The sequence below is a fragment of the Streptomyces caatingaensis genome, from assembly GCF_001187435.1.
Classification (GTDB): domain Bacteria; phylum Actinomycetota; class Actinomycetes; order Streptomycetales; family Streptomycetaceae; genus Streptomyces; species Streptomyces caatingaensis.
On the sequence record NZ_LFXA01000017.1, the window covers coordinates 925,770 to 938,680 of the forward strand.

Here is a 12,911-nt window from a genome sequence, read left to right on the forward strand (position 1 = left end):
CGTCGGAGGACAACCGTGCGCGTCAGCGGAACCGCCTCACACCCCCCGGCGTCACCACCGCATCCACCGCCTGATCGTGCGCCTCCGCCGGCACGCGAGGGACCACCTCGTGGTCGTAGAGCAGAACGACCCGCGCCGGCCCCGGCCGGGAGAGCCGGGCCAGCACCCGGTCGTACGACCCGCCCCCGCGCCCCAGCCGCACCCCCCGCCCGTCCACCGCGAGCCCCGGCAGCAGCACGGCGTCGGCCTCCGTGACGGCGGAGACCCCGAGCCGGTCGCCGTCCGGCTCCAGCAGCCCCCGGCCGGCACGGACGAGATGGCCGGGCCCCCGGTACAGCCCCCAGTCGAGATCGTTGTCCGGCAGGAGCACCGGCAGCAGCACCCGCACCCCCCGCCCCCGCAGCACCTCCAGCAGTGCGCGCGTGCCGGGCTCGCGGCCTATCGACACATACGCGGCCACGGTCGAGGCCCCCGCGAGCTCCGGGAGATCGAGCGCGCGCCGCCCCAGCGCTTCCTGCGCCCCCGCGACCGCCTCGGCGCTCAGCGCCGCGCGCCGGTCGAGCAGCGTTCGCCGCAAGTCGGCCTTGCCGACATCGGACTTGCCCATTGTTCGTACAAACTCCTTTTCTCGGTTCATACTCGGTGGAGCCGCATCTTCCACCCATTCGCAACGGATAGTGTTCGCCCCATGACTCACGCGCGACGTCGGATCAGCAAGGCTGTCATTCCTGCCGCCGGTCTCGGTACCCGTTTCCTGCCGGCCACCAAGGCCACCCCCAAGGAAATGCTGCCGGTCGTCGACAAGCCGGCGATCCAGTACGTGGTGGAGGAGGCGGTGCAGGCCGGCCTGACCGACGTCCTCATGATCACCGGTCGGAACAAGCGCCCGCTGGAAGATCACTTCGACCGGAACTACGAGCTGGAGGAGGCGCTGCGGCGCAAGGGCGACGCCTCCCGCCTGGCGCGCGTGCAGGAGTCCAGCAACCTCGGCACGATGCACTACGTCCGCCAGGGCGACCCCAAGGGCCTGGGCCACGCCGTGCTGTGCGCGGCGCCGCACGTGGGCGACGAGCCGTTCGCCGTGCTGCTGGGCGACGACCTGATCGACGCCCGGGATCCGCTGCTGTCGCGGATGGTGGACATCCAGCGGCGGCGCGGCGGCAGCGTCATCGCCCTGCTGGAGGTGGAGCCGTCGCAGATCCACCTCTACGGCTGCGCCGCCGTCAAGCCGACCGACGCCGAGGACGTCGTGGAGGTCACCGGGCTGGTGGAGAAGCCCGAGCGGGCCGAGGCGCCGAGCAACTACGCGGTGATCGGCCGCTATGTGCTCGACCCGGCGATCTTCGACGTGCTGCGCGAGACCCCGCCCGGCCGCGGCGGCGAGATCCAGCTCACCGACGCGCTCCAGGCGCTCGCCGCCGAGCCGGGGCTGGGCGGCCCGGTGCACGGCGTGGTGTTCAAGGGGCGCCGCTACGACACCGGTGACCGCGGCGACTACCTGCGCGCCATTGTCAGACTGGCGTGCGAACGCGAGGATCTGGGGCCGGACTTCCGTGCCTGGCTCCGCCGGTACGTCACCGAGGAGATGTAGCGCCTTGACCGAAACCGCCTCGCCCGTCGCCGCGGACCGCCTCTGGTCCGTGGACGAGCACCTCGCCGACATCCTGGGCAGGATCCGCCCGTTGGAGCCCATCGAGCTCCAACTCCTGGACGCCCAGGGCTGCGTGCTCGTCGAGGACGTCACCGTGCCCGCCGCCCTGCCGCCCTTCGACAACAGTTCCATGGACGGCTACGCCGTGCGGGCCGCCGACGTCGAGGGCGCGAGCGAGGAGTTCCCGGTGGTGCTCAGGGTCGTCGGCGACGTCGCCGCGGGCGGCGGCGAGCCGCCCGCCGTCGGCCCCGGCGAGGCGGCCCGGATCATGACCGGGGCGCCGCTGCCGCCCGGCGCGGAGGCGGTCGTCCCCGTCGAGTGGACGGACGGCGGGCTGGGCGGCGGCCCGGCCACCACGATGTCCGCCCGGCGCCCGGACGCCGACGGCGGCCTGGGCGAGGTCCGCGTCCTGCGGCCCGCCGCCGCCCGCGCCCACGTCCGCGCGCGGGGCAGCGACGTCGCCGCGGGCGACCTCGCGCTCGCCGCCGGCACCGTCCTCGGCCCCGCCCAGCTCGGCCTCCTCGCGGCGATCGGCCGCGCGACCGTGACCGTACGGCCGCGCCCCCGGGTCGTCGTCCTGTCCACCGGCAGCGAGCTCGTCCCGCCCGGGGAGCCGCTGGCCCCCGGCCGCATCCACGACTCCAACAGCTATCTGCTGGCCGCCTGCGCCCGCTCGGCCGGCGCCCTGGCCTACCGTGTCGGGGCGGTCGACGACGACCCCGAGACCCTGCGGGCCACCCTGGAGGACCAGCTCGTCCGCGCCGACGCCGTCGTCACCAGCGGCGGCGTGAGCGTCGGCGCCTACGACGTCGTCAAGGCGGCCCTCTCCGGGCTCAGCGGCGACGAGGGCAGCGTCGCCTTCCGCCGGCTGGCGATGCAGCCCGGCAAGCCGCAGGGCTTCGGCCGGCTCGGCCCCGACCGCGTCCCCCTCTTCGCCCTCCCCGGCAACCCCGTCAGCTCGTACGTCTCCTTCGAGCTCTTCGTCCGCCCCGCCGTCCGCGCCCTGATGGGCCTCCCGCCCCAGGACCGGACCGTCGTGCGCGCGACCTGCGCCGAGGCGGTCACGGCCTCGCCGCAGGGCCGCCGCCAGTACCTGCGGGGACGGTACGAGGACGGCCGCGTGACCACCGTCGGCGGCGCCGGCTCCCACCTGGTCGGCGCCCTCGCCCACGCCAACGCCCTGATCGTCGTCCCCGAGGACACCACCGCCGTCCCCGCCGGGGCGGACGTCGACGTCGTCCTCCTCGACTGACGGCCTTGCCGACCGGCCGCTCGCCACTCCGGGTACGGTGACTGCCCACCCCAACCGCACGGACCCGGACCGGGAGAACGATGAGCAGCGACCGGCACCCACCCGCCCGGCTCACCCACCTCGACGACGCGGGCGCGGCGCGCATGGTGGACGTCTCGGGCAAGGACGTCACCGCCCGCACCGCCAGGGCGAGCGGGCGCGTCCTCGTCTCGCCGCGCGTGGTGGAGCTGCTGCGCGGCGAGGGCCTGCCCAAGGGCGACGCCCTCGCCACCGCCCGGATCGCCGGGATCATGGGCGCCAAGCGCACCCCCGAGATCATCCCGCTCTGCCATCCGCTGCCGCTGACGGGCGTCACCGTCGACCTGGCGGTCGCCGACGACGCCGTGGAGATCACCGCCACCGTGCGCACCACCGGCCGCACCGGTGTGGAGATGGAGGCGCTGACCGCCGTCTCGTCGGCCGCGCTCACGGTGGTCGACATGGTCAAGGCCGTGGACAAGGCGGCCGTGATCACGGACGTCCGGGTCGAGGAGAAGACCGGCGGCGCGTCCGGCGACTGGCGGCGGCCGTGAGAGCCCTGGTGATCACCGCCTCGAACCGCGCCGCCGCCGGCGTCTACCCCGACCGCGGCGGCCCCCTGCTGGCCGACGGCCTGGCCGCGCTGGGCTTCGAGGTCGCGGACGTCCGCGTGGTGCCCGACGGCGCGCCGGTCGAGGCGGCCCTGCGCGCCGCCGTCGCCGAGGCGTACGACGTGGTGCTCACCACCGGCGGCACCGGCATCTCGCCCACCGACCGCACCCCCGAGGCCACCCGGGCCGTCCTGGACTACGAGGTGCCCGGCATCGCCGAGGCCATCCGGGCCGAGGGGCTGGCCAAGGTCCCCACGGCCGCGCTCTCCCGCGGGCTCGCGGGCGTGGCGGGGCGCACGCTGATCGTCAACCTGCCCGGTTCGACGGGCGGGGTGCGCGACGGTCTCGCCGTCCTGACCCGGCTGCTGCCGCACGCGGTGGACCAGCTGCGCGGCGGCGACCACCCCGGACCGGACCCCCGGGCCCCGCGATGAGCGCCTGGCCGGTCGCCCTCGCGGACGGCGACGTGGTCCTGCGCCCGATCCGCATGCGCGACCAGCGCGCCTGGCGCGAGGTCAACCGGCGCAACCGCGACTGGCTGCGCCCCTGGGAGGCGACCGTCCCGCCGCCCCCGCCCGGCGCCCGGCCCGGCCGCCGCCCCACCTACCGGCAGATGGTCCGTCATCTGCGCGCCGAGGCCCACGCCGGGCGCATGCTGCCGTTCGTCATCGAGTACCGTGACCAGCTCGCCGGCCAGCTCACCGTCGCCGGGATCACCTGGGGCTCGATGTGCTCGGCGCACGTCGGCTACTGGGTGGACGAGGCGGTGGCCGGCCGCGGGGTGATGCCGACCGCGCTGGCGCTCGCCGTCGACCACTGCTTCCGCGGCCTGGGCCTGCACCGCGTCGAGGTCTGCATCCGCCCCGAGAACGCGCCCAGCCGCCGGGTCGTGGAGAAGCTGGGCTTCCGCGAGGAGGGCCTGCGCCCGCGCTATCTGCACATCGACGGCGACTGGCGCGACCACCTCGTCTACGCGCTCACCGCGGAGGAGGCGGCGGACGGGCTGGTCTCCCGCTGGCACCGCACGCGGGACGCGCACCGTGACGCGCACCGTGACGCGCCCCGGGACGCCCGTCAGGACGGCCGGCGGGAAACGAAGAAATAAAACAGGTATTCGAATTTTCCCGTCGAATGGCCGCCTTCGAGCGACACGGAACCGAACAATCACAAAAAAAGTTCGAGCTATGAGCCGATTCGTGCGACACACCGCGCCAATTGGCGGAATCAGCTGAGCGCGCCCCTCTACCGTGTGCAGTGTGAGCAGCAGCGGCCTGATCTACGCAGTCATCGTCGGGGCCTGGGCCGCCTACTTGGTGCCGATGTGGCTCCGTAGGCAGGACGAGCTCAACGAAGCCCGTCCGACGGAACGCTTCAGCACCGCCATCCGGCTGCTGTCCGGACGGGCGGGCATGGAGCGCCGTTACGCCAAGGAACTCGAGGGGCGTGCCGCGTCCGGCTCCGCCGACGCGCCCGCCCCGGGCCCGGAGGCGGAGACGGGACCCCCGGCGGCCGAGCCGGACGCCGCGACCGAGACGGTCGCCGTCCGGCCCTCCGGCGCGCCCGCGCCCGACCGGGCGTCCCCGGCGTCGGCCGCCGCGTCCGCCGAGCGGGCGCGCCGGTCCAAGGTGCTCGCCCGCCGGCGCCGCACCACCGTCGTCCTCTTCCTCGCCTTCACCCTCGGCGCGGTCGTCGCGGGCGTGGGCGGGGTGGCGTTCCTGTGGGCCCCGGGCATCCCGGCGGTGCTCCTCAGCGCGTACATCTGCTACCTGCGGATCCAGGAGCGGCGGCGGTTCGCCTTCGTCATGGACCAGCGCCGCGCCGAGCTGGCCGCCCAGCGGCTGCGGGAGGGCCGCGCCCGCCCTCACCAGGCGGCGGACCCCACGACCGTCGCCGCCCCCGCCCCCTCCGACACCGTCCGGCATCCGGCCCCCGCCGCCGGTGAGGCGCCGGCGCCCCCGTCCCCCAGCGCGGGCCGCCGCGCCCTCGTCGAGCAGACCGACCACGCCGAGTGGGTGGACCAGCAGCGCGACCGCGGCACCGAGGGCGAGGACGGCTGGGAGCCGGTGCCCGTCCCGCTGCCCACGTACGTCACCGCGCCCGTCGCCCCCCGCGCCGGCGGCGCGGCCGAGCTGGGCGCGCCGGACACCTGGAGCGCCGCCCGCTCCAGCACCGCCGAGCCGGCCCTCGACCGCAAGCCGGCCGAGGACCGCCGCGCCGCCCGCCCCCGCCGCCGCCCGCGCGAGCGCGGCCGCACCCCGCTCTTCGACCAGTACGCCGACGAGGACCACCCGCGCGCGGCCAACGGCTGACGCGCCTTCCGGCCCCCACGCCCTGACCTGCGAGGGGGCGGCCGGAGGGCGATTTTCTTCCTGGCCGGTCGGGGTGCTAGAGTTTCACTCGTTGCAAGGGCCTGTGGCGCAGTCCGGTAGCGCACCTCGTTCGCATCGAGGGGGTCAGGGGTTCAAATCCCCTCAGGTCCACAACGGGCCGTTCTTGAGTTAGCTCAGGATCGGTTGATGAAATCCCGTCTGATCGTTTTGATCGGGCGGGATTTCTGCGTTTCCAGGGGCCGTTCGATGTCTGTTCGGGGTGGTGGATGGCGGCGTGGTGGGGGTATCAGCCTTCTGATGCGCCGACTTGCCGTTGTGAGGGCAGGGGGGCGGGCCCCGGGTGGCCGGGGCTGGCGGTGCTGCTTTGTCGTTGTCGTGTGCGTGGGTCAGGTGACGCGCGGGGGCGGCCGTCCGGTGTTTCCCGGTGGTTGGGCTGCTGGGTGATCTGGCCCGGGAGTGCCGTGGGGTTCGCGGCTGAGGCCGGTGTCGTTGTCGAGGGTGGCCCCGGTGTGTTGGTAGAGCCAGGTTTCCAGGATGTCCAGGTTCCCGATGGTGGTCATGATGGCGATCAGGAGGGTCTGGGTGACCTGTCCGGGGGCGGGCCGGTGTTTCGGGTTGCCGATGTCCATGTCACCGCTCTTGAGGCGGCCGTTGATGCCTTCGTTGTGGGAGCGGATGGGTTTGTAGGTGTGGTCCCAGGTGGGGCTGAGGTAGTGCGTGTCCTGCCGGTACTTCGCGGTCTTCAGGTCGCCGCGGGCGTCGGCGGGGACGCTGATGGCGGATGCCCCGCAGACGGCAGGCAGGTCTTCTTGAGGGGGCAGGTCGAGCCACTCGTTGTCGGGGAGCTGGACCGTGGGCCGGGCGGCGGGATGAGCGGCCCGGGACCGGGTATCGGCCAGGTTGACCACCGTCGGGGGCGGCCCGGAGGAGCGTGGCTGGTTGGGGCGGAGGCGGTTGCGGCGGGGGCAGTTCACCGATGGGGACGGACCGGCGGCCGGGCACTGCAGCCGGACGGTGCCCCGGGCGTCGGCGCTCTCCTTGAGTTTGAGGAAGTACGGCCGGCGTTGTGCGATGGCTTCCTTGAGTTCGTCGCTGCGGATGCGTACGGCCTTGTCGTCCGCGCCGTGTGTGGCCTCGACCAGTGCGGTGGGCATGCGCGGGCAGGCGAGCGAGCCGTCGACCAGGAGAGCCCCTTGCCAGGTGCCCTGGAGTCCCCGTTCCTTGACCTTGTAGTCGAGGGCGAGGCGGTAGCCGAGGCGGCGGGCGGGGACCTGGAAGTGCTGTGGGCTACATCCGGTGTAGGCGCGGTCGGCCGCGCAGGTGCCTTTGGGCAGCTGGAGTTCGTCCAGCTGCCGCAGCAGGGTGATCGCGTTGGGGCCGGTGCGGACGGTGGGGGTGTCCAGGACCAGGCCGAGGCACAGCTGCGGGTAGGCCGTCGTCTTCGCCGGGGTCGTCCCGGTGACGTGTGCGGGGCGGGTGTGGGCGGCGACGAGGAAGGTGGCGCTGTAACCGAAGACGCCTTCGTCGGAGCCGCCGCTGAAGTGCAAACCCGCGGTGATCTCGACCGAGGCCGTGCCGGAGAACTCGCTGTCGGGCTTGGCCAGGACGGGGATGGCGGTCGCGTCGACTCCGATGTCGCCGCGCCAGCCGCGCAAGTGCCCGCGCTGCTGGGCGATTCTGACCGGAGTCAGGACGAGGTCGTTGGCCAGCTTCTGCAGACGGCCGGCAGCCTGGCGTCCGGCCGGGGTGTCCCATGCCGCCGCGTGGGCATCGGCGTCCGCCTGGGGCAGGCGTCGGCGCCGGTCGCAGCGGGCCGGGTCCAGGACCGTGGTGATGCGGTCCAGACCCCGGTAGAGACGGCGGCTGGCAGCGACGCACTCCCGGGCCGAGCCCGGCGGCGCCTGGGGAATGCCCAGCCAGACGCGGGCTGTTGGCCGCAGGCGGAAATGCAGTATCCGCCACGCTTCGGCGACGGTGGCCCGCCCGGTGTAGTAGACGGCGAGCATCAGCCCGGCCAGCACCGTGCGCGGCCGCACGCCCGGCGGCCCCGGACGGCCGTCCAACAGCTCCTCCAGCCGCTGGGGCAGGCCGGAGCGGTCCAGCACCGACAGCAGCTGCCCGACCTTGGAGTCGGGTATCTCGGTCAGCCGGCCGGGACGGAGCCTTGGCCGCAGCAACCGTGCCGCCAGCTCCTCACCTTCGGGCCGGGGCCTCACCGGCGGCGACCGCGCAGGAGCCGGACGACCTCCTTGTCCGTCAGCGGCGGGACCCAGCGGTGATAGGGGGCCAGGCCGGCCGGGGAGACCATGCCCGCCGCCGATGCGACAACCGCCGGGCTGACACCTTCGGCCAGCAGCCGGACGATCCAGGTCGACCGCAGCCGGCGGGCCGACAGCGGCGGGAGACCGGCATGCGGGCGGTGACGGTGCGGCCAGGACGAGACGAGGTTCTTCGCCGCCGCCACCTTCCGGCCCGGCCGGAACAGGAAACCCGCCCCCGCCGTCTCCCTCAGCTCGGCGAGCACGGTCTCCCATCCGGTGTGGCAGGCCACCAGCCGGCCGAGCATCTCCTGGTCCAGCACCGCGACGCCGGATGTGGTGACGCGGATGTGGCTGCCCCGGACCCGGGGGACCTCGCCGGGTGCCAGGCCGCATCCGGCACCCAGCGCCATCAGCGCCAGGCCGTCCAGCCGGGCCTGTCCCGGCAGTTGGGCCGCCCAGGCCCGCAACCGCGACAACTCCCCGCGCTCGTAAGGAGGCTGTGGGTCGCGCGGCGAGGACAGCCGTGCAGCGGGCGCCTCACCGCGTTGCACCCACACCAGGGCCTCACGCACCCGCCGCAGCCAGGAGCGGTAGGTCTGCACGGTGGAGCCGTCCATGCCGGCACAGCCCGACAGCACGAACGCGTCGATCGTCTCGGTCCGCATCCACACCCCGGGATCCCGCGGGAGCCCGCAGCCGTCCGCCCACACCGCCAGCCGCCCCACCACATGCAGCAGATGCCCCGCCTCGTAGCAGGTGGCAGGAGCCGCCGCGGCCACCGTCGCTCTGACCTGGTCGGCGACCGGCGCCCACCGCCGGTGTGGCAGACGGGGACGGTAGTCGCGGATCCGCCGGGAAACCTCAGGGCTCAACGTCACGGTCCAACCAAATCGGCTGGACAAGCAGCCGGTGAAGGCATCGAAGCCGATCTTCACCGAGAGGAGTGCATCAACATGGTCGGAGGTTTGACCCGCAGCAGGCCGCCGCGCGATCTTGCCCGCGATCCGGAAACCTGGCCCCACGCCCTCATCGACGACCCCGCCGCCGCCGTCGTCCAGGACATCGCCCGCACCCTCGCCACCACCCTGGCGGACCAGGGCCGCAGTCTGCGGCGGGCCGCCGAAGGGTCGGGAGTCAACCGGCAGGCCATCGCCGACCTGATCGCCGGCCGCTGCTGGCCGACATCGCCACCGTCGCCCGCCTGGAGAACTTCCTCGCCGTCACCCTCTACCCGCCCGGGGAGGAATGCGCCGTACGCATGGAAAACAGCCCTTCCGCCCCCCGGCATCGGCGCCGAAAGGGGCGACAAAATAGCCACGCGCCCCCGAGGCGAGCCCAGTTGCTCTAGCCTCGGGAGTGCGTGAGCCACTGCGAACGGGACCACGCCGCGCTCCCGTACAGGGTGCCACCTCAGGGAGCTGGTTCCCTCCCCGCCGAGGGGGAGGGAACACCCAATGAACAGGCTCTCGTTAGGCGGCCTCCTTCGTCGGTGAGCCGTTGGCCCTGGCGACGGCGAACATGCCCACCGGCTCCTCGACGACCCGGCCGTTCTTCACCAGCCGCTTGCACGTCCCGCGGACCGTCGCGAGGGGCCCCGCCCTGCCTTCCCCCGGGTCGGCCGCCCGAGCGCCTCCGTGATGTCCCGCACCGGCATCGACCGCCCAGCAGTCACCAGAATCCGCTCGACCGCCTCCATCAACTCGCCCGTCGCGGTCCGCTGGCCTGCGGCAACCTCTGTCGGGGAGGCGGTGGATCGTCATCGGCCGGTGCCCTGTCCTGTTGTCCGGGAGGCGGGTCCGTATTGGGCCCGGACTCCGTCTGCGGGGAGCCGTCCCCCGCGGGCCGTCCGGGCTGTTTCTTCGTTCACGGTGGCGGAGCATCGCGAGGATCTCCTCAAGCGCCTCACGCAACTGGTCACGGGTGGCGGATACCTTCGCCACCTCCGCGGCGACAAGGGAGTTCGGCTTCGAGCTCCGACTTCCTCTGCAGCAGCCGCCCGACCTTGCCGGAGTAGAAACCGACAGCTGCCCGCAGCCCTGGTACCGCGGCTACCTCATCTGTGTCGACGGAGCCCATCCGCTCCCTCCCGATACCTGGCTGCCCATGCAACGGCAGCCATCGTAGGCAACGCCAGCCGCACCTGGCAGCCAATTCGCCAACTGTGCAAGACAGTTGCAAGACCTGGCATGTCGTTCCCGCGCATCCGAAGACCTGATGCACCTCGTTCGTGTGGTCAGTGCGGTAGCGACTGCGCACGTGCGGCTGCTCGCTTCGTGGCGGAGCCTGACACCTGCCGGCCGGGCCCGGCCTCGGTCGGCTGTCGGACCGGGCAGTCCAGGAATGAAGCATTCCGGCATGCCCCTATAGTCGCCCTCATGAGCGAAGGGAAACGAGAGTTACGAGGCAGCGGCGGTCTTCGGAGCGTGCTGTTCGCAGTCGGCGCGCTGGTGGCTGCTGGGCTGCTGGCAGCCCTTGCCTGGTGGCTGGGTTGGTTGACCCCCGGGACCGGATGGTTGTCGGCGAAGCTTGCGGCGAAAGCGGCAGTTGTTGTGCCCCTGGGAGTCGCGGCCTTGATCACCTGGATCAAGAAGCGTCGGTGACGCGCTCTCTCGACAACGCCCCCTTGAGGCCCTGCCTCAGGGCAGCCGGAACCCCACCCACGCCGTAGGGGAGCCCGTCCAAGATCGCAGGGGCTGATCGCCAAAGATCCCAAACGACAACAACGGCTCAAGCTCCGCTCGTTACCGTCCGTGCGTGGACTGGTGAAGATCACGCCATGCAGGTCGGATCTGTTGCCCTTGCAACCCCAGGGCTCGCTTCGTCCTGCGATCGGCGACGCTGACCTGGGTGAAGGAACCACCTCCCGCTCCCGGTTCCTGAGCACCCGGGTCCCACTCCCGGCGGCACTGTTCGGAGGCGACAGTCGTCGGCCGGGCGTACTGGCAGGCCCGGTCCGTCGCCGCCGCCCTGAGTTCCGTTGTCTGGCGGAGCTCGGCGCAAAGAGGGCATTCTTGGCCATGCAGTTACTTTCGGTCGCACTGTGATTGCTTTCCGTTCGTCACGCCTGATCGAGACGCGGCCTTCCTGGAAGAGCTGACCGAGACGGCAACTGCGCGGAGGTGCATGCGGGTTGCCCGGAGGCGGAGGCGTCGACGCGCGAGCCCCGATGCGGAAGACCTGGGTCCGTTGGGTGGATTGCCCACGTGAGCAGGGGTCCCCAAATGGCCTGTACTGCGGTACGGCACTTGGGCTGATTGCGTCGGCCATCTAGTTTCTTGATCGCTAACGCAGCCGGGCCGCACCTTCTGCCGACCCAGGCTGTCATCTCGATTCTTGGAGTGGCTTGTGCGCATGGTTCGTAGATCTGCTCTTAACAGTGTGATGTCTGCTGCGTCCCTCGTGGCTGCCTTGGCCCTCGTGGGTTCGGCGTCGCCCGCCTTTGCCGACGGCGCCCCCAACGACACTGCACGTGCTGTCTCGGTCGTGGAGAAGGCGAGCGGGACCAACGACGTTGCCTCTTCCACGGCGTCTGCCGGAGCCGCGGCTCAGGCCACCACCAGCACTGAAGCGGGCCGCATCACGGTCACCGCCCCCGCCTCTTCCGCCGGACAGGTCAAGGCGGCCGCGGCGGACGGGACCTCCCTGGGCCTGCAGTTGGAGAACGCCAAGAGCGTTGCCGGCGTCAAGGCCGGTGCCGGCACTGTCGTCTACTCCGGTGTCGCCCGGTCCACCGACCTCGCCGTCCAGCCCACCGTCGACGGTGGTGCCCGCACCCTGGTCACCCTCAAGGACTCGGCCGCGTCCACGGACCAGCGCTTCGCCCTCAACCTCCCCGAGGGCGCCCTGGTCCTGCCCGACGCCGACGGTGGATACCACGTCTCCCGCACCACAGCGGGCGGCAAGAGCGTCATGGTCGGCGCCATCGAGGCTCCCTGGGCCAAGGACGCGAACGGCAAGCCCGTCGCCACCAGCTACAAGCTCGAGGGCAACACGCTCACCCAGCACATCGAGACCAACAAGGACACGGCCTTCCCCGTCGTGGCCGACCCCAAGATCACCTGGGGCAACGTCACCGGCACCGCATACTTCACCAAGTCCGAGACGAAGAACATCGCCATCTACGGAGCGACCGCAGCCATATCCACGAAATTCCTGCCGCCGCCCCTGAACGCGCTGTACTCGGTCAACGCCGCGCTGGTCTCGGCCAAGGCCGTCGAAGCCCGCGGCGACGGCTACTGCCTGAAGATCAAGTTCGCCGCCGGCATCTTCATCCCGGGCGTCTACAGCAACGGCTGCGACTAACACAGCCTGCACCTCTGCCATCATGACGGAGAACGCGGCAGCAGAAGGGGTGTTTCCTGTGAACTGGTGGTTATGGACAGGCGTTGCAGTGTTCTGCACAGCCTCCCTGGGCCTGGACGTGTATCTCACGCACCGAGGAGTGCGCAGCCGCATGGCCCGCCTGGAAGCCTTCACGGACGCCTTGGCGCTGCTGCCCGGAGTCGCGGCCGTGGTGCTCATCCAGATGCTGTTGGGCGGATCCGATGCGCAGGCGATACCGGCATGGGTCACGGCCGCCTTCTGGGGAATGGGCATCACGCAGGCCGTCCACCTCGGTCGGCTTCAGCGAGCAACCCACCACCGCACCAACAGCAGCTGACTGTGCTCTTGGTGGGACCGGTGGTCGGCAACGCAACGTGACCACCGAGCTGGGCCGTACGGCTTGGACGGCGATGGCCGCACGGATTCCTGTGCGGCCCATCGCCGCGTTCGCCGCTCTCTGGACCC

The 12,911-nt window shown here is 72.2% G+C and carries 12 protein-coding genes and 1 tRNA gene; 10 read left to right on the forward strand and 3 right to left on the reverse strand.

The genetic code is table 11. The features are described from left to right. Window positions 1-22: 22 nt before the first annotated feature. Window positions 23-607, reverse strand: coding sequence for a 5-formyltetrahydrofolate cyclo-ligase (locus AC230_RS26610; RefSeq protein WP_107082239.1), 585 nt, complete (start codon window positions 605-607; stop codon window positions 23-25). A gap of 81 nt (window positions 608-688) precedes the next feature. Between AC230_RS26610 and galU the strand changes: the two genes are divergently transcribed. From galU to AC230_RS26645, 7 genes are all read left to right on the forward strand, one after another. Next, window positions 689-1,591: a UTP--glucose-1-phosphate uridylyltransferase GalU gene (gene galU / locus AC230_RS26615; RefSeq protein ID WP_049718814.1), complete on the forward strand. Its 903-nt coding sequence runs from the start codon at window positions 689-691 to the stop codon at window positions 1,589-1,591. Between the two features lie 4 nt (window positions 1,592-1,595). Further along, window positions 1,596-2,903, forward strand: a complete 1,308-nt coding sequence (gene glp, locus AC230_RS26620; RefSeq protein WP_049718815.1) for a molybdotransferase-like divisome protein Glp — start codon at window positions 1,596-1,598, stop codon at window positions 2,901-2,903. A gap of 80 nt (window positions 2,904-2,983) precedes the next feature. Then, entirely contained in the window at window positions 2,984-3,475 is a 492-nt protein-coding gene (moaC, locus tag AC230_RS26625) for a cyclic pyranopterin monophosphate synthase MoaC (RefSeq protein WP_049718816.1), read from the forward strand. Continuing rightward, a complete protein-coding gene (locus AC230_RS26630; RefSeq protein WP_078871578.1) occupies window positions 3,472-3,966 on the forward strand; it encodes a MogA/MoaB family molybdenum cofactor biosynthesis protein in 495 nt (164 codons plus the stop codon). Before moaC ends, AC230_RS26630 begins: the two co-directional genes overlap by 4 nt. Beyond that, entirely contained in the window at window positions 3,963-4,637 is a 675-nt protein-coding gene (locus tag AC230_RS26635) for a GNAT family N-acetyltransferase (protein ID WP_078871579.1), read from the forward strand. Before AC230_RS26630 ends, AC230_RS26635 begins: the two co-directional genes overlap by 4 nt. Before the next feature lie 151 nt (window positions 4,638-4,788). After that, window positions 4,789-5,841, forward strand: a complete 1,053-nt coding sequence (sepX, locus tag AC230_RS26640; RefSeq protein ID WP_049718817.1) for a divisome protein SepX/GlpR — start codon at window positions 4,789-4,791, stop codon at window positions 5,839-5,841. Window positions 5,842-5,938: 97 nt separating this feature from the next. Beyond that, window positions 5,939-6,012 (forward strand) — tRNA-Ala (locus AC230_RS26645). Between the two features lie 236 nt (window positions 6,013-6,248). On the opposite strand, the gene AC230_RS26650 is transcribed toward AC230_RS26645, so the two are convergent. Both AC230_RS26650 and AC230_RS26655 read right to left on the reverse strand, forming a co-directional pair. Beyond that, the gene (locus AC230_RS26650; protein ID WP_078870844.1) at window positions 6,249-8,039 is read right to left on the reverse strand and encodes a hypothetical protein; all 1,791 of its coding nucleotides are present in this window, start codon (window positions 8,037-8,039) and stop codon (window positions 6,249-6,251) included. Between the two features lie 35 nt (window positions 8,040-8,074). Then, entirely contained in the window at window positions 8,075-9,001 is a 927-nt protein-coding gene (locus AC230_RS26655; protein WP_241833016.1) for a hypothetical protein, read from the reverse strand. A 1,497-nt stretch (window positions 9,002-10,498) separates the two neighbouring features. On the opposite strand from AC230_RS26655, the gene AC230_RS32790 reads away from it, so the two are divergent. The 3 genes from AC230_RS32790 (at window position 10,499) to AC230_RS26665 (ending at window position 12,783) form a co-directional block, all read left to right on the forward strand. After that, entirely contained in the window at window positions 10,499-10,723 is a 225-nt protein-coding gene (locus tag AC230_RS32790) for a hypothetical protein (RefSeq protein ID WP_157868467.1), read from the forward strand. 781 nt (window positions 10,724-11,504) lie between these two features. Continuing rightward, window positions 11,505-12,425 (forward strand): hypothetical protein, encoded by a 921-nt coding sequence (locus AC230_RS26660; RefSeq protein WP_157868466.1) that lies wholly within the window; start codon window positions 11,505-11,507, stop codon window positions 12,423-12,425. 88 nt (window positions 12,426-12,513) lie between these two features. After that, window positions 12,514-12,783 (forward strand): hypothetical protein, encoded by a 270-nt coding sequence (locus tag AC230_RS26665; protein ID WP_198535367.1) that lies wholly within the window; start codon window positions 12,514-12,516, stop codon window positions 12,781-12,783. The last annotated feature ends 128 nt before the right edge of the window (window positions 12,784-12,911 follow it).

Excerpts from the sequence above, each read along its gene's own strand:
- AC230_RS26610 (WP_107082239.1), bottom strand. The coding sequence starts at position 607 with ATGGGCAAGTCCGATGTCGGCAAGGCCGACTTGCGGCGAACGCTGCTC.
- galU (WP_049718814.1), top strand. The coding sequence starts at position 689 with ATGACTCACGCGCGACGTCGGATCAGCAAGGCTGTCATTCCTGCCGCC.
- moaC (WP_049718816.1), top strand. The coding sequence starts at position 2,984 with ATGAGCAGCGACCGGCACCCACCCGCCCGGCTCACCCACCTCGACGAC.
- AC230_RS26635 (WP_078871579.1), top strand. The coding sequence starts at position 3,963 with ATGAGCGCCTGGCCGGTCGCCCTCGCGGACGGCGACGTGGTCCTGCGC.
- AC230_RS32790 (WP_157868467.1), top strand. The coding sequence starts at position 10,499 with ATGAGCGAAGGGAAACGAGAGTTACGAGGCAGCGGCGGTCTTCGGAGC.
- AC230_RS26660 (WP_157868466.1), top strand. The coding sequence starts at position 11,505 with ATGTCTGCTGCGTCCCTCGTGGCTGCCTTGGCCCTCGTGGGTTCGGCG.